The sequence below is a fragment of the Rosistilla carotiformis genome, from assembly GCF_007753095.1.
Classification (GTDB): Bacteria; Planctomycetota; Planctomycetia; order Pirellulales; family Pirellulaceae; genus Rosistilla; species Rosistilla carotiformis.
On record NZ_CP036348.1, the window covers coordinates 3,647,791 to 3,664,934 of the forward strand.

A 17,144-nucleotide genomic window follows, 5' to 3' on the forward strand; every position below is an offset into this window, starting at 1 on the left:
TGATTCTCACTTCTTCCCCGTGATCGCTTTCACTTCCGCCAATAGATCGCCGAACTTGCCATAGTTGACTTTTACGCCGTCATCGAGGTCGAGTTCGATGCGTTGGTCTGCGTAGTGACGAAGTTTTTCGTCGAAGGTCTGGAGTTCCTCACGCTGCTTGATGAGCGTGTCTCGTTCTTTCTCCAGCTTTTTGCGATGACTTGTGCTTCCAGCAGCAGGTATATCGCTTTCCAGTTGCTCGATTCGAGCGTTCATTTTTCCCTGAAGTGGAACGACATATTCCGTTCGCATTCGTGACAGTGTGCCAGCGTTATACCGGTGAAGATAAACAAGGCACTGGAACGCACGTTGTTTGCCGCTGGAGAAGAGCCAGTAGATGGGCCGCTTCTTGTACATCGACAAGTGATGCTTGAAGAAGCCTGTGGCGAAGTAGCGGCGAATGCACTCTCTTGAAGTCTCACCTTTCTTTCGATCAAGGCTTTCGGCCACGAACGTCAGGTTCTCTTCGAGGTGCTCCTTCGGCCAAGCAACTTTGATGAATTCCTCAAGTCGTTTGGCGGCATCATCAGGAAACCATGCGGTGTCGCTGATTGGGACGATCCCGTCTTCATCGGCGGGAAGCGTTTTGTATTTGCCTGAGTCGAAACCCTCGTTGCCGCTTTGAGCATAAATTAGTCCCGGTTCGTCGAGACTGTAGCGGCCCATCATGCAGCCGACTGCATAGGACACAAACTCGCTCATGTCCACTCCTCGATCAGGATTTTTTAGCGTGATGTCATCACGCTCGACTGTGGAGTTGGCTAAGTCAGTCGCACCATAGCTCTCAATTATCGCCTCGTTCTGAGCGGTCTCAAGCTCTACGAGCAGTGATATCAACGCATTTTGCGATACTACCCACTCCTGATAATTGCTTGCGAGCGTGGTTGAGTGGCCATGAACTAGTGGCGAACGACGAAACCCCCACGAGGCTTCGCTTGAGTTCCAGTCGTCTCGGGAAATTTCAACGCATTTACGAATGGAAGCAGACAAGTCCACATCCGGTTCGATGATGGGGATTTCACCCATCTGCCCCGCTTTAAAATGCAATGTTGGACATAGAATGTCCGTGTAGAGTGCGGATATGCGAGAATTGAGTATTCCAAGAACGAGTAACTTTTGTCTATCGGGCGTAATTCCGTAAGCACCAACGCCGACGGCATCATGAATATATCCACTGTCGTTCCACCGAACTGACAGTTCTCCGCCACCAATGTCGCTCCACGTCAACGAAGGAAGGAAAAAATACTCGGTATTAAAAATGCGGCGTGACCAGTGCGTCGTATTTGGATCAGAGGGATTATTTACAACTGCGTGCTTGATCTCTTCACCGTCGTTACGCCATTTCACGACGAATTCGTTGTTCCCAAACCACTTCCGAGATCGACCACCCTTGGTGTACGGAAACCAAGTTTTGTTTGAGGAGATCGAATCCTCGATAGAGTCGCAGCCAAATCCAATCTCGTCGAACTCGACTTCGTGCCAATATCGGAGAAATCTTTCGTTGTCTGATGTGCCAATCCCCGCCCGTATTTGCGCAAGTGTCTTAAGTCGCTGAAAGTTAAATGATTCGACAACAGAATCATTCACCCAGTAGGCAACGGGGGTGCCGGGAATTTTGTCGAAATCATGCTGCATTAAATGAGAGCATAGGTGTGACCGACCAATAAGTGACGTGACCTTGCTGTCTTCGTCGCCATCGGTCGCATCCACGAAGCTAGGGCGGTACTGCGGTATTGCAGTTGGTATAAAACTGAATGCCGTCGTCTGAACAACTTCACCAGAGATCGAACTAAAAGCTCTCGCTCCTAGATGAGCCATCGTAGTCAATGTCGCACGATGTAAGAACGTCTCTCGGAACTGCTGAAAAGATGGCAAGAACATCCAAGAGTGCATGGTGATGTATCCGACATGCCCCTTAGGGCTGCACATTTCATGCGCCCGCTCGACAAACATTGCATATAAGTCTGGGCGACATCGTGGGTACTCGACCTTGGCGAAAGCCTTGAGCGATGGTGCCATGCCTTTCCCACCCATGTATGGTGGATTTGCCGCTACAAAATCGTGTGACGATGATAGAATCCGGGCCATCTTTAAGAATGGGCTGAGGGTGTTCGCCGTCGCTCGTTCAAACATTCCACCATGTGATGCTACCTCTTGAATCCTTTCATCAAGGTCAGTTAGTTGTGACGCCAGTTCCTGTGGAACTCTGATTAGCGAGCCATACGTCGTTCCGAATTTGAACACATCGATAAGGCAGGCTATATCCGTCTGCGAAACATTCCCTTCAACGCCCAAATGTTTTTTGCTGAAGAGTGGTGACTTGTCGTCTGCAATTTCCTCGAACAATTCGCCGCTCGGCGGCTGCTGGTCCTTGAGGACCGGTTGGTTCAACGCCTCTGTAATCTCTTTCGCATCAAGGTCCGTGCTGTCCTGTATCATGACCACGTTCGGCTGGAAATCTCGGCCAAAAGCCCGACTGTCATCCGTACGAGCCTTCATCATTAGTGCGAACGACGCAAGCTGCGCTGCACGGCCATCGATTTCCAACCCGAATAGATTCTTTGTGAGGATCAGCTTAGGAATGTCACGGGCACGGTAGCCACGCTCTTCGTAAATCGCTTTGAACAAATCGTATGCTTCAACAAGGATGTGGCCCGATCCACAAGCCGGATCGAGAAGGGTCAGATCTTCTGGATTCAGGCTGTCAGGTGTAATTTCATCAAGCTGCTGTCGAACCTCCGGTGTTTGTTCCGCAGGCTCGATGTAAAACTCCATCTGCTGCTTGAGCGGCGAGTCGGGGTAGGTTGCAATCCATTTGCGACCCAGACTATTTTGGACGAGGTATTTGACGATCCAGTTCGGGGTAAACAATTGAGTGGCGGCGGGAATATCCTCGCTCTTGACCACCTTGCCGATTACTTCATCTTTCTTTTCTGAGATGTAGAACTGATAAAGCCAGCCAATGATCTCGACGTTTTCCCATTGCTCCTCGGGAATATCATTTACCAGTGTTCGCACCAACGAATCGGTATGCAGCAGGTTGTCAGGCAGAAGAAGTTCAGTGCCGTCCTTGATCGATTCAAACAAAAAAGGCATTGCCTTGTGCAGCGCATTACACTGGGCCAGCAGCAACATCTGATAAAGCTGCTCGTCTTTGCCACCATCCAGCTTCAGATCCACGACCGAATCACGGTTCAAACCGGGCAATTCGATCCGTTCCGCATTCTCCAGAATCTCTGGAGCAGATTTTCCTTCAGGATGGCTGAGCACCCGATAGCCATGGTCAAGATAACCGTGAAGCTCCATGTAACGAATGGCAACAAACCGGTTGAACCATGTGTAGGCAACTGCTTCGATGAACTGTTGGAAGCCATCCCGCTTAATCCGGTCCTCCAGTTCTTTCCGCTGTTTGGCAACCGACCTTGGGAATGGACGATCCCCAATGATGACGACATCACCCTCTTCCTTCATCGGAAGAATTTGCTTCGGCAATAGCCCATACACCGCCGCTTTATTCTTTACGGCAGTGATGAACTCACGACGGGCTTCAGGAGCGTACTTCTTCAGGTGTTTCGTTTCCATCGTTATTCTGCCTCTTCCTTTGCCACGCCAATCAGACTGATGATTCGTTGCCGAAGTGCTGCGGCTCGTGAGTCGTAGAACTCACGAAAGTCCACCAAAATTTCGGGCACGGTTCCTAGAAGATGGTTGTCACAATAATTTGTTCGCTGTGTGGCAGTGAGCGTGTCACTCATCCACAGTGCAGGCATGGCAGCTTGTTTCTCGATGTTTTCACCACCCTCCAATAACTGGAGATTGGGAAGGCTGTTGGCCATCTCTTTGAATTCGTCCCAATCGGCTTCGGTAACTCCAGCTTTCTTCAAGCGTGGCTTTGTGAATCGAGACTTGGGGAAAACATGATCGACATGGAAATGGTGATTGGTTACGTCCACAAAAGGGAAAAGAAGTGACAGCAGGGCAAACATCCGTTTATCGCCGTACTGCATCTCAACCAGTTCGTCGATCTCTTCTTCACCAAATTGAAGTGATTTGCCCCGCTTGGCCATAACTTCTTGCAGCTTGCCAACTGGGAACTCTTCATCGCCGTGAGTAGTAATTGTCTCTCTAAGGGCCGTAAGCAGGGTGTCGAGTCCGCTGCCCCAAATCCCTGACGCCTTTAGCAGACTCCGAATAAGCCATTTGTGAATCGACTCTCGATCCTCTTTGAACTTGCTTTGGGTTAAGTACTTGGTGTCGAGCTTTCGATGGTTAATGTAGTAAGCGATGGGTAGCAAGGCACTGTCGGCTCGTAGCGTCTTCTCCGTAAAGCCGAAACTTGCCAAAAGTTGCACCGCAACCTTCAGAGACTTCTTCACCTCGGGCCAACGCTGTTCAAGGATCTCCATATTTTCACGATTAAAGTTCTCTACCTTGAAACCGACGCTTCCGATGTCGGCAAGCATCAATCCCGCTTTCAGGACAAGATCTTTTGTTAAAGTGAATCCATCGCCGGTATTGTTGAGTTCATCAACCAGTGTGTGAATTTCTTTACGGGCATCTCCCGTCCACTGAGCCACTGCAATTGATAACAATAGGTCAGAGTACGAGAGGACCGTGCCACCGCTATTCATGCGGATGAAAATGTTGAGCACTTTCTCTAAGTCTTGGCTGGCCTCTTCGTAGTACGAAAGAAGGTTCTTGTTGTGAATTACCTGAAAAAGCTGATCGAGGGTCGTGAATGCTTGATTGGTTTTCTCCTGCGGAAGCCGTTCGTTAAGCCAAAGGAGCATCGAGGGTCCACTCTGCATCCCAAGGATCTCGCTGACCTTGAACCAGCATTCTTCCGGTTTATCCGCAGTTGCTCTTTCTTCGGTTAGAAACTCAAACCGATATTTTTCACCGGCGTCATCAACATCTCCATGCTTCGCAAGCAGATCAAGATAAAGGTGACGAAGTGGATAGGCATTGGGGTTGTTCTTCCACTTTCCGGGAAGTTTCCATGCCATTGAACCGCAAAGGCCAATGTTGAGTGCGGTGAGTCTCTGTTGACCATCAAGCACCGCAGTTAAGTCGGTATCGTAAAAAACTGGCAATTGGGGGCAGTGTGGTGCGTCTCGTTCATGGTAGTTGCAAACAAAACTGTAAAATTTGTATTTGCTGCTGTTCGACTTATCGACCTTCCAGTAGAGAAAGGTTCCGAACGGATATCCCTGCATGAGACTGTCAAACAGGCGAGCTATCTGCTCAGGTTTCCAAACGAACTCACGCTGGATTGCAGGCAAAACAAATTTGTTTTGCTGAATCGATTCGAGAGTCTCTTTGATGGTTCCACCGGGTTTATACATATTCTGATTGCCCTACCTGATCTCAATTCGTTCGTCGTTGCTGATGGCTGCCTCAAGTTCTTTCCGCAGCGCAGAAAGGAACTCATCGATATCTGCTTGTGATTCCAAGTAACTCTTCGTGATCAGCGTCTTTGGTTGAACAACTTTGGGCTTTTTGAACTTGGGCGGTGGTTCAGGATCGTCACCCTTGGTCTCTTCCGCTTTCTTAGCCAGATATTGTCCGACCTTTCCGATGGCCGAATCCTTCAGGTTGACGGCATCAGTTTCAGCCTGAGTGATGTGCGCCAAACTGGTTTGCCCGGTCACTTGGCTCTTGAGTGACTCCAGCGGTTTCAAACACGACGAAGTTAAGGCAGGATCGTCACCCGCTACTTTGAGTTCAGACTTGATCGCTTCAATTTGTGATTCGATCACTTGGAGGGAATTGGCCCTTTGCTCACTGACCAGTTTGTCGTTGACCTTTTGAATCACCGTGATCAATGGATCGACCTCATGGATCATGCCATAAGGTTCCGCAGCAGTTCGAATAGCCTTGATCCGATCCAATGCCTTCTTGGCGTCATCGTCCTGTGATAGCTGACTTTGATTGAGGCTAAACTGCTGTTCGGCCTTGAGCATCTTGTCCCAAGTTGGCTTCTGGCTTTCATAAAAATGTTCCAGATCGTGGAAGTCATCTGAAAGCTGTAGAAGCCCATCCTTGTTCTCGTTAAACCGCTCCAAGAACTTGTTGCTTTCATCCACCATCAGCAGAGATTTGATGATCGACAAAGAGTCGCTGATCGTTTCTTTGCCGGGGTAACGTCCATCGGCAGCAAGTTCGGCGTAACGACCAAGGCATGACCGTTGATGCTCCAGTTTCTTGCGAAGAAAAGCGAAAAGTCCATCTTCGGTTTCCGGTCCCATTTCGTGGAAAACATCTTTCCCAAGTTCACGGGCCTTCTTCACAACCTCTGGCTTAGCAGTCACCTTTTGAACAATGGTGATCTTTCGCCAGTTTTTCGGATCGGTTAGCGATGAAGGAAGGTCATCATGCTTGATGGCGTCTCCACCACGCATAAAGAGGATCTCACCGGCTGCATACAATCGAACCAGCAGGATGGCCGTTTCCATTTCTGGCCAGCCGTAGGGACGATCAGAAAACCGACCATAACAAAGGTCGTACATGACGATCTCTCGATCTCGACCGTAAGCCAGATCGATGTAACGGCGTACTTCCTCCAATGCCTGTGGGTTGTTTTCAGGCAGATCCATTTGAAGAGTCTGCTGGGCAGTATCATCACTCTTCAGGATCGCCGTCATTTCCTTGGTCGGATTATCGTTCAAGCATTTCAGGTAGCTGAGCTTGGTGAACGTATTCTCGATCAGGTATTCAAGAGCCTCTTCCATGGCCGTGATGGGGCCACTGGCGCTAATATCCAGTTTCTCACCTGCCACAAAATAGCCTGCCTCCACTAGCATGTCACTGAGCATGTTGGCCAGCAGATTACGCCGCTGTTGATTCTCCGCAGCCAGATCCTTGTGAATACGGCGTGTCGTTGGGGCGGAAGTGCTATCGTCTTTGGTTTTCAGGTATTTGTCGGTACGAAGATAAGTCTTCAGTTCACGGCCAAGAGCTTCCTTATCCTCCAGCCTGACAAGAGCTTTGCCATTATCGCTGCTGCTGGACAGGATGCACTTTTGATCGCTGTAGGAACCAAAATCATCATCCAGTGGACTGACCACGGCGTAGGTCATGGCCCCTTCGGTACTGCGACCAATTGGATGCTGGTCACAAACACGGTTGAAAGGGATGTCTTTCTTGGTGGCTGAGTAGCGGTGTTTTTTCTGATCCTTCAGAACATCAAGGAAGATGATGTCACCCAACAATTTCGCTTCATCAGCGCTGGAAATAATTTCCTTTTTGATTTCCTGATTGATGTCACGTTCTTCATTGGTCAGGAAGTAATAAAGATCACCACTTCGACTAACGAGTGAATCCTTCTCCAAACGGGCAAGACTTTCTTCAATCTTCCTTTTGATCGCCAATCTGTCAGCATCGATTTGATCGAGGCAAAGGGTAACGAGGTTATCCACATTACCCTTCATTTCATCGACGTAACGAATCAGAAAGAGCACCTGCAATACATTGATGTCGAATGGCTCAAGGCTATCATTTTCTTTAGCATGATCGATGGTTCGCTTGATCGTTGTATCAAGGAAACTTTCAATCGACGGATAAAACATGTAGAGCGGAACCAGAACGCCAACGTCTTTATCAGCAATGGTTTTAGCCGCATGTTGAAACGCATCCAACAGTGACCGTTCACCTTGTGCCAAGTGCAGACCCGTTGCCCCAGCTTTACGGATCGATTCAAAAATGCGTTGCAGCAGCTTGAACTGGTATGGAGCAAACGGATAAGTGTGGACGAAATCGTCTGTCTCTTTGAACTGCTTGTATGTGGTCCCCACCTCACGGAAAGAAAGCTGGTTCTTGAGGATGTCTCCCTTTTCCTTGTACAGCTTTTCTAAATCAGGTCGGACAGAATCGTGCTTGCGAAGCAATCGTTCCTGAATGACCTCATCGACGTTGGCACTGGAGAGGGAAAGTCGAGTTTTGAAACGGCCCTGAATCTTTGAGAAATCATTTTCACGGCTGGTTCGCATTTCCCCCAGAACCGCATCGATATCTTCCTGTGATGTCACCACTACCCAAGCACGGCCATTGCAAACTGTCCCAAGCTGTTCGGTGATGGTTTGCAGGTTGAGCATCAAAGCGGTATCGGAACCAATGAACTGCCCAACTTCGTCCACCAAGAAGATGACCCGGTGTACTGGCCCACATTTATCGAGATATTCCTTAGTCCATTTAGCAAAGTTTTCGATGGTCAGGCTGAAGGTGGCATCGCCAGTATCAACCCATTTGGCACACGACTCTTCACTTTGCCCAAGTGTTTTGGACAGAGCCTCAACAACTTCATCCCGGTTGAATTCATAGGCATCACGCTCATCCTTCCATTCAGTGTTGGTGAGCGTTTTGTAAATGTTCTGAAACTCGTCGTATTTGCCTTTCTCATCGAGATATCGCTCCATGTGGGCGATGTGAGCGTGATCGGGGCTGTAGCCCAGCTTTTCGTTAAGCACTTTGAGGAAAACGGCAAGGATCGCATCACGACCAGAACTGCTGTCGGCTTTGCTGTCGATGTTGAAGAGGATAACATCCGTGTCGGAAGCAACCGCACGCTTGATGTCGCCAAGGATCATGGCATCGGCGATTTTATCATTGAAAAAATCAACGGCTCTTTTCACTTGCCCATCGTGGACATGCTCTTTGTTGGCCAGCAGGTGGGACAACACTTTGATGAAGTGCGATTTACCGGAGCCAAAGAAGCCGGAAACCCAAACGCCAATCTTCCCTGAAATATTGGGATCATTGGGGGTGTCAATGGCTTCGCAGTAGCGTTCAAAGAACTTTCGAAGGTGCCCATCGAGTTCCTTGGTGACTACGAATTCATCAAGCTCTTGCCAGATGGATTCTTCATCCAATTGATCCGCTTTGACGACTCCATTGATGGGCCGACCAATTTCTTTTTTGAATAGTTCACTGATTCTCATGGTTATGCTTCTCAGTCGATCAAACGAAAGGCTCGGTAATAGCGGGCTTTCCGCTTTCGGTCAGTGGACGACGAATCAAAAGCCAGACTGGCTTTGCCAAACAATTTGAGCGTGATCTTGTCGTACACGCCGGGGTAGAACATCACGAGAGGCACAAGCCCCATGTGTTTGTGCAGGTTGTTTAAGAGTTCGTGGGTGCGAATAATCGGATACGATGAACCCACACCGGACACCAGCACCAAATCGGGCTGTCCACTCATGACCTCGTTGTAAAAATGATCAGCGAGTTTTTCTGCACTGGCAATCGATTTGATGGACTTGATCGCTTTGGCACTTCCCAGTTGTCGCTCTTTTTCCAATGACTTTTCGAAGTAGCCACGTCCCTTGATGTAGTCGATCATAAAATCGAACAAGTTGACGTGAACAAACTTCAGATCAGGAGCCTGCTTGGGGAGTTTGTCTTGCAGAAATGCCAAATGCTCCCTGATTCTCAGTTCGTCTTCCGGTGGATAATCGAAGACGTAAAAGGGAATCTCATTGCCGATCCCTTGGCCGCTCAGAAAATCTGGCGAAGTGATCTTCGGCAGAATGGCGTTCAGTCGTTCTGTCAATCGATCACTCATGGTGCCACCTCGATACAACGCAGGACGTTGCCTTCATCATGGTTCTTTAGGTAACGCACCACTTCATCGGCGATGTGAACCGTTTGAAGTCGTAACGATTTGGTGCTGTCGATGTATCCAGCCTGTTGCAAAATTTGGAATACCGATGACTTCAACCGTTTGATGGTGGACTCACTCCAATCGGGAAGTTCGGGATCACGACTTTGACAGTCAGCAACGAAATCACCCCACACCGTTGAAGGCAATTTTTCTGCAAAAACTCGATATTGCTCCTTAAGAACCAGCCCAAAAAAGTCCGCCAACAGGGCACTGTGTTTGACGGCAGCCGCCAGACAGGCATGAGTGGAAACCGTGGAGTTGCCGTCACTGACAAGTTTCCAAAGTTCAGGGGACATTGTTTCCAGACGGTTGCGAATTAAACGGGCCAGTCGTCGGGAGGTTGCAGGACTGCGAGTTTGCAAAAGATTGTTTTCCCCTAGCGCAGCCTTCCACGCAGCATCATCGGCTTGCTTCAACAGCAAGTCGGCGATGACCCGACTCTCAGCAACCTTGAGAGAGCCAGCCGTGATGTCTGCTCGATAACGCAATGGGGCCTCTGCAATCACTTGCTACTTGGACTTTCTTGGTCGGTTATCTTTCGGTTCATCAGGTTCCTGCACCTGTTTCAACAACGCATCCAGTTCTTCCTTCTTGAACAGCCGATACGAGTTCACCGGATTTCGGTGAGCCTCGATTTTGCCTGCTCGTTCCCAGTTGCGAAGAGTGTTTGGACTGATGCCCAAATACTCAGCCGCCTCTGAAACTCGCAGATAGTCGCTTAATTTGGTCACTTGACGTTCCCTCCGACATGTCGGAACATGGTTAATCATGATTAAACCTTACCAAACTTGTCCTCCGCTGAGAATCATGCGGGGGACAAAATTTTACGGGACGAATGACGCCAAGATGACGTGATCCCGTTTGCCGACTCTGAAGAACTTGTGATCGACAGTGGCTTGCCAACGGAAACGCTGATCGAAGACGGGGATGATCACCGCTTGGCCGATCCAGAGCCACATAAGGCGATGTTGGAAACGTGTGTACGATTGGCAATAGAGAAGGAAACGAAATGAAAACCGTGGCATCAATCTTCTCTGTCCTAATCTTGGCGGCTTTCACACTTGCCTCACCGCCACGGGTTCTTGAAGAACTCACCGGGAAAGTTATAGGCGTCACCGATGGCGACACCATCGCCGTCTTGGTTAACCGAGAACCAGTCAAAGTGCGGCTCGAAGGAATCGATGCTCCTGAGTCCAAGCAAAGTTTTGGAACGAGGTCGAAGCAAGCACTTTCCAAAATGGTCTTCGGCAAAAATGTGGTTGTCAAAAAGACCGGTGAAGACCGCTACGGTCGAACTCTTGGCGTCATCATGGTTGGCAGCGTCGACATCAACGCCAAGATGATCGAAGATGGTTGGGCATGGCATTACAAAAATTACAATGACGAAGAACGGCTGGCGAAGCTAGAAGACGAAGCAAGGGAAGCCAAACGAGGGCTTTGGGCTGATCCAAATCCGCTGGCACCGTGGGAATACAGAACACGCCAGCGAACATCTAATGATCCACCTGCAACGATGTTCTGGTTGAACTCGTCATCGAACACGAGACATAACCAGAACTGCGAATATTTTAAGAACACGAAACGGGGGCGAGTGTGTGCTCCCAATGATGGAAAGCCCTGTGGCATTTGTGGTGGCTAAAGACCACGCAACATTCAGATTCATTCAGTGAAAATCAAAGCATGTTGAAATCTATCGAACTCGAAAACTTCAAGGCGTTCGGCCAGCGGACAACGATCCCGCTTGCACCGATCACGCTGATCTTTGGCCAGAACAGTTCTGGAAAGAGCAGCATTCTCCAGTCGCTCAATCTTCTCAAGCAATCAAGAGAGAGTCGGGATGCTGACGCATTGTTACTGCCAAGAGCGGAAAGTGGACTGACCGATTTAGGCAGCTTCCATGAGATGCTGTTTGATCATGACGAAGAAAGACAGTTACGGATACGGATAGAAACAATTCCCGACAGGAGAAGACTCAGTGGGATGATGGGGCGGTACAGTCGAGATTTTGATTCGGTGGGACTTGAACTGATGTTCTCCCGGAAATCAGCAAAAGACGAAATCAGCTTGGACGAGTTACATCTATGCAATGGTGGTGAACAGCAGCCAATAGCGACATATCAAAAAGTTGACTTGCCTCGTGAGATGCGACGGCTTGCGTATGGGCCTGCCCGTTTGAATAGACATCGTAATCAGGCAAATCTGCGAGCGGTCAAGTGCGTCTCCTCAAATGCCGATTCCTCGTATTGGGCGTCGGCATTCAATCGCATTACGCAAGAGAAAGAGCGTCTGATTCGTTATCTTAAAGAACTTCTTGACTCTGGGTCGTTGGACCAGCCAAAGTCCAAAAACATCGACGAGTATGAAGAAGAGCAGGTTGAAGTAGAGCGGTCAGGAAGTCCTGCAAGCCAGAAGATTAAGGAGTTTGTTGCGTACCTCACTGATGAATTAACACCTGACTCATATCGTCTACGGATGGCGGAACAACAGCTTGGCCAATACGTCGCACTTGATGGATTCATTCCTATTGGAGCGCAGTTTCCAGAAAGTCATTTTAACCTGAATGGAATCCTACTTGAGGGCCAAAGAGAGTCCCGTATTGGTCAGGATTGTATGGTTGATCTTGGGAACGCAACAATATTTGCAGGTCGCCAGATTGACCAGACATTGGCAAATCTTTTTCCTCTTGGTCCTTTCCGCAAGTCTCCGTCACGCTGGTACGTTTTTTCAGGAACAACGCCGCAGGATGTCGGATTCGAAGGACAGTCCCTTCCCGATTTGATCTTCCGCAAAGACGACGTTCGTGACGAAGCCAATGAGTGGCTGAAACGTCTTGATATCGGTTACGAACTGAGAGCCCGTTCTCTTGGAAATCCGGGTTCGGACTTGTTTGAATTGCGATTACTGGATACCCGTCGCAAGAACGGTGTTGAAGTTGGCCTTTCTGATGTGGGTTTCGGAATCAGCCAAATCCTGCCATTGATTGTTCAAAGCCTTGCTGCCAGTGATCAAATCATTTCGATTGAACAGCCAGAGGTACACATTCATCCAAGGCTACAGGCCGACCTTGGCGATCTCCTAATCGAAGCAACTAAGGAACCACGCCGCAATCAGTTTCTCATCGAAACTCACAGCGAACATTTAGCTCTTCGGCTTCAAAGGCGAGTTCGGGAGAAGCAGATCGCTCCCGAAGACATCTCTATTCTTTACGTCAGTCGAGGCGAAAATGGTTCTACGGTAACGCAGCTGCGGCTCGATGAAGACGGTGACTTCATGGACGATTTCCCCGGTGGCTTTTTTCCTGAACGTCTTCGAGAGTTGAGGTAAAGCCAGTTATGTTGATATCGAACGTGCTGAGTCCCGAGATGTTTGATTCAGAACATTTTAGCGATTCTGCTTACCACCTTAATGTTGAAATTCTCCTTATGGGAATTGCGACCAATGGCATTGTGCTCGTTGATGCAGACAAGAAATTGTACGACCAGCTATGCGACAAGGTTGAGGCTCTTGCTGGAACTGGGAAGGGTAAAAAGACGCACATTCTGTTCGAAGAATTATTGAAGCAGAAAAGAGAGCGTAAAATTGTGCGGTTTGTGACATGCCGTCCCAAGTTTGAAAACGGTAGGTCAGAAGAGGAAATGGTCGCAACTCTTGCGATCAAGTGTCGCTCGGATACGTTGATTGTCTCATCGCCGGAAGAAGCTGCGAAATTTGCAATGATGGCACGGGGAAGCTCGGTGGTGCCAACCAGTGAGTACATTCAAAGTGATGCTGAAGCACGACGCAGGCATTTTTCTGAAGCGCATCTGCCCCCACTAGATACTCTTCGACCTGAAGTGTTTGACAAAACTATCGTTCAGGCAACGAAGTTTTCCAAGCAGCTTCGTTTCTACGACGCAATGATCGGCAAGGGGACTGGGACCAGCCGCTTCCGAGACGGAATCCGTCGCATTCTGAAATTATGGAGAGATGGGTCGCACTTCGGCAGAGAAAATCTTAGTGCCGAGATCTACACCGTCGTTGATAAATCGCACTATCGAAAAAAGAAGCCAAGCGAGTCGTATTACATCGTAAAAAAGGAACTGGTCCAACGCCTGCAAGACGAATTAGGCATCCCGATAAATTTTTTCTTTAAAGAGGATGATTCCAGAATTAGCCATTGCAGAATGCTGCAAACGGAATCCATCTGCATTAACTTTGACCAAGGCTTCGATATTTTCAAGCCAGATGGATCGTTCAGACGAATGGTCGTCAACTTGTATCCGGCTGGCGAAGTTCATCTGAGCGAATATCGCAATCTGCCCGACTTTAGCTTGACCTGAACAGTCATTGCTTGTTCGTTTCTGTTTGCGAGTACACCTCGATATAGATCAGCTTCCAATGAAAATCCTTTTTCTTCACGGCTGGCACAGTGTCGTCGGCGGCGTCAAACCGTCATACCTGAAAAACGCTGGGCACGAAGTCAACAACCCTGCACTGGACAATGACGACTTCGATCTTGCCGTCCGCACTGCACAAGCCGAATTTGACCAGCATCAGCCAGATGTGATCGTTGGCTCTTCCCGTGGTGGTGCAGTCGCCATGAATATCGATTCAAAAAACACACCGCTCGTTTTGCTTTGCCCAGCATGGAAGAACTGGGGTACGGCAACAACGCTCAAGCCAAACTCGGTTATCCTGCATTCACCCCAAGATGACGTGATCCCGTTTGCCGATTCTGAGGAACTTATCGCCAACAGTGGCTTGCCAAAGGACACGCTCATTGAAGTCGGTGATGATCACCGCTTGGCTGCTCCAGAGCCACTGAAGGCGATGCTGGAAGCGTGTGAGCGATTGGCGACTTTCAAAGTGACGAATCCTGCATCGCTTGCCGAGTTCATAGACGGCTTCAAGTCATACATGAGGAATCGAGTCTGCGGGATCGTTTTCGCTGAGTCTAATGGAGACAAGAGACCGAACTTCGAGATTGGGTCTGGCTTTGTAATCAAATCACAGGGGCTCTTTGTGCTTGTCACTGCTGGCCATGTGATGCAAAGAATCGACGAGCTTCAACAGAAAGATCGTCTTATCGGTGTAAGCATTGTAGTTCCATCAGGCCCCAAAAGCGTTGCGGAACTCTCGCTGTTCGAATCCGATCTTGCACTAGCGAAGTACAGCACATCATTAGATTGTGACGTTGGTTTCATGTGCATTGCACCTGATCTTGTAAACGAACTACATACTGCGGGATTGAGCCTTGTAAATCGAGACTGTCTTGGGCCTCCGAATGCCAAACGGGCCAAGCGGATTCTGGTTGGATATGGTGCAGATGGTGCAAGGGTACATGATGAAGAAGTCTTCGTGACGATTGAAAACAACCGCCTCCGTCCAAGATACAGAACATCACTGGGGGCATTGCCATTTAAGTTGGCGGGACTGATTGATTCAACCACTGAAGATGGCGTCAATTTTCATGCTAGGCCAGAAGCAGAGGATACAGAGACACTAGCAGGAATGAGTGGAGGCGTTGTCGTTGATTTATTTACCAACAGGGCGATCCGTGACTACGCCTTTGTCGGTGTGCAGAGCACACAACACACTATCATCAAGCAGGGGCGGGAAGTTGTCACAAAGGTCAAGTTTACATCCGCTAAAGTCGTGTTGGAAATGGCCGATGGATTTGCGACTGAATTCTTGGAAACTCTGCGGCAAAGCCAACCCGAGTGAATGCAAAAGAGCAAACGATGACATGTCCATGGAGCCAAATTGCTGAGAAGTTCGCAACAGGCGACAGGCAATCAGCGGTTCAACAAGCGAGGCAACTACTGAAGAACGCAGTCGACTCAGATTGGCGTTGGCTGATTGATGGTTTGAGGGAGGAAGAAACGAAATGGTTCGTCACAGCCGTATTTCAGCGATACCCGGTTCCAAAACGATTATTAAATCCATTCCTCGATGCCGCAATTAGGGAAACAAATGCCAGTAAAAATCGTCAGTTCGTTCAACCGTGTGTTGACTCCTTTGGCCATCGTCGAGTTAACGAGTATCTGCTCGATGTCGTTGAAGGTAACTGCGACGTGTCCATAGCTGGTGCCGTTGCTGCCTTATACTGGGCAAACATGCAGATCGTATTTTCGGGAAACGTCCCAGCCTACACACTGGAACATGCAACGCCCGAGTCCAGAAAGGCGTATCAGGCTCTCAACGACGTATGGGAACGGAAGAGATGCTGTTACCTCAGAATCTTCGTTTCCAATCAAGACCTGAATGTTCGGCGACAAATCATCCCTTCCCTCAAGCTGGATGAGAATGCTTATCCTGACGAGTTGAAGCCATTGGTGAATCAGGCTATTGCCATCGCCAGAAGCCACCACGACGAATACATCCGGCATCGGATTGAAGTCCAGCTTGGAAATGATCAGTTGCTTCGGCCAATCCCGGAGAGACTAAACGAACCCCGGATCAATCCCGATGATTGAATCCATTCCATTGTGGACGTTCAACACCAAGAAGCCACTCACGAAGTGGTACGGCCACGTTCATCTCCTGCCGGATAAAGTTGTTGGCCAATGGTTCTGCGCAGATCGGACGACAGGGAAACGGGATTGGCAGGCCAGATTGTTGCGTCCAAATACCATCTGTGGTTTTGATTCAGGGATCATTGTCGCCAGCGAGATGAGGTCGGATGGGCCATGGACGGCAGACTTTGGCTGTTACGGAATTTCTATGGAAAGCGGGCGGCTACTTTGGACCTCTCACGGTTCTGGTATTTGGGGCCGTATCGTTCGACTGCTGGATTACGTTCCCGGCTTTACCAACGAGTTGAGGGACACACCGCACTACGTCAAAGACGGCAAGGTTTACTGCAACAGTGGACGGGTACTCGACGTGACATCGGGAAAGCTGGTTTACAAAATGGACTCCGAAGACGTTCGATCTTATGAGAAGCCATTGTCAATCGGGTCGCAGTTTGCTGGCAGCGGTGTGGAACGCCATCATCCAAGGGTGAAAGTGATGGATAATCTCTTTCTTCGACACGCACAGGATGCGGAAGGATGGCAGCGAGGGACACTGGAGATCGCCGCCGAGTCCGAATCTGGAAAACCGCTTTGGACATTTTCCATCAACCATCTTGGCCGCCACATCGGCTCGTACCGACTCGTTCCGCCATTCATCTACATGCTTGTTTCTGATGAGGCTAATTCGAAACCGCATCCAACGAAGGAGCACTATGCGTTACCGAACCCGACCCGGTGGCACTTTGTGACGCTATCCATCAAAACAGGTGAGGTGGTTCAAGACTTCCCGCTCGATGGCGAAAAACACAGCGAGTGCAGGATCGATGATGTGGATGGCGATGGGCTGCTAATCGGACGAGCAAATAGAGAGTTGATGTACTATCGACGAACACAACACACCTCGGCTGAAACTCAGCCAAGCGACAACGCTGATGTTGAATGAGACGCCTATT

The 17,144-nt window shown here is 49.2% G+C and carries 12 protein-coding genes; 6 read left to right on the plus strand and 6 right to left on the minus strand.

Going from position 1 to position 17,144, the window contains the following annotated elements; translation table 11 throughout:
- Positions 1–6 precede the first annotated feature (6 nt).
- From pglX to Poly24_RS13240, 6 genes are read right to left on the minus strand one after another with little or no spacing between them, the layout of a single operon-like run.
- Entirely contained in the window at positions 7–3,621 is a 3,615-nt protein-coding gene (gene pglX / locus Poly24_RS13215) for a BREX-1 system adenine-specific DNA-methyltransferase PglX (protein ID WP_145095862.1), read from the minus strand.
- A gap of 2 nt (positions 3,622–3,623) precedes the next feature.
- Positions 3,624–5,384, minus strand: coding sequence for a DUF262 domain-containing protein (locus Poly24_RS13220; protein WP_145095866.1), 1,761 nt, complete (start codon positions 5,382–5,384; stop codon positions 3,624–3,626).
- 12 nt (positions 5,385–5,396) lie between these two features.
- A complete protein-coding gene (gene brxC / locus Poly24_RS13225; RefSeq protein ID WP_145095869.1) occupies positions 5,397–8,975 on the minus strand; it encodes a BREX system P-loop protein BrxC in 3,579 nt (1,192 codons plus the stop codon).
- 11 nt (positions 8,976–8,986) lie between these two features.
- Entirely contained in the window at positions 8,987–9,598 is a 612-nt protein-coding gene (locus Poly24_RS13230) for a DUF1788 domain-containing protein (protein WP_145095872.1), read from the minus strand.
- On the minus strand, positions 9,595–10,185 hold the full coding sequence (locus tag Poly24_RS13235) for a DUF1819 family protein (protein ID WP_145095875.1): 591 nt from the start codon (positions 10,183–10,185) through the stop codon (positions 9,595–9,597). Before Poly24_RS13235 ends, Poly24_RS13230 begins: the two co-directional genes overlap by 4 nt.
- 21 nt (positions 10,186–10,206) lie before the next feature.
- Positions 10,207–10,428: a MerR family transcriptional regulator gene (locus tag Poly24_RS13240; protein WP_145095877.1), complete on the minus strand. Its 222-nt coding sequence runs from the start codon at positions 10,426–10,428 to the stop codon at positions 10,207–10,209.
- 278 nt (positions 10,429–10,706) lie between these two features.
- Here Poly24_RS13240 and Poly24_RS13245 point away from each other — a divergent pair, with 278 nt between their 5' ends.
- Genes Poly24_RS13245 through Poly24_RS13270 form a run of 6 tightly spaced genes read left to right on the plus strand, consistent with a single transcriptional unit; the run spans position 10,707 to position 17,134 of the window.
- Positions 10,707–11,336: a thermonuclease family protein gene (locus Poly24_RS13245; RefSeq protein ID WP_145095880.1), complete on the plus strand. Its 630-nt coding sequence runs from the start codon at positions 10,707–10,709 to the stop codon at positions 11,334–11,336.
- Between the two features lie 41 nt (positions 11,337–11,377).
- Positions 11,378–13,021 (plus strand): DUF3696 domain-containing protein, encoded by a 1,644-nt coding sequence (locus Poly24_RS13250; RefSeq protein ID WP_145095883.1) that lies wholly within the window; start codon positions 11,378–11,380, stop codon positions 13,019–13,021.
- A gap of 38 nt (positions 13,022–13,059) precedes the next feature.
- Entirely contained in the window at positions 13,060–14,016 is a 957-nt protein-coding gene (locus Poly24_RS13255) for a hypothetical protein (RefSeq protein WP_145095886.1), read from the plus strand.
- Between the two features lie 58 nt (positions 14,017–14,074).
- Positions 14,075–15,400: an alpha/beta fold hydrolase gene (locus tag Poly24_RS27055; RefSeq protein ID WP_197452546.1), complete on the plus strand. Its 1,326-nt coding sequence runs from the start codon at positions 14,075–14,077 to the stop codon at positions 15,398–15,400.
- Positions 15,397–16,152, plus strand: coding sequence for a hypothetical protein (locus tag Poly24_RS13265; protein ID WP_145095889.1), 756 nt, complete (start codon positions 15,397–15,399; stop codon positions 16,150–16,152). Before Poly24_RS27055 ends, Poly24_RS13265 begins: the two co-directional genes overlap by 4 nt.
- On the plus strand, positions 16,145–17,134 hold the full coding sequence (locus tag Poly24_RS13270) for a hypothetical protein (RefSeq protein WP_145095893.1): 990 nt from the start codon (positions 16,145–16,147) through the stop codon (positions 17,132–17,134). The genes Poly24_RS13265 and Poly24_RS13270 overlap by 8 nt, the downstream gene beginning before the upstream one ends.
- The last annotated feature ends 10 nt before the right edge of the window (positions 17,135–17,144 follow it).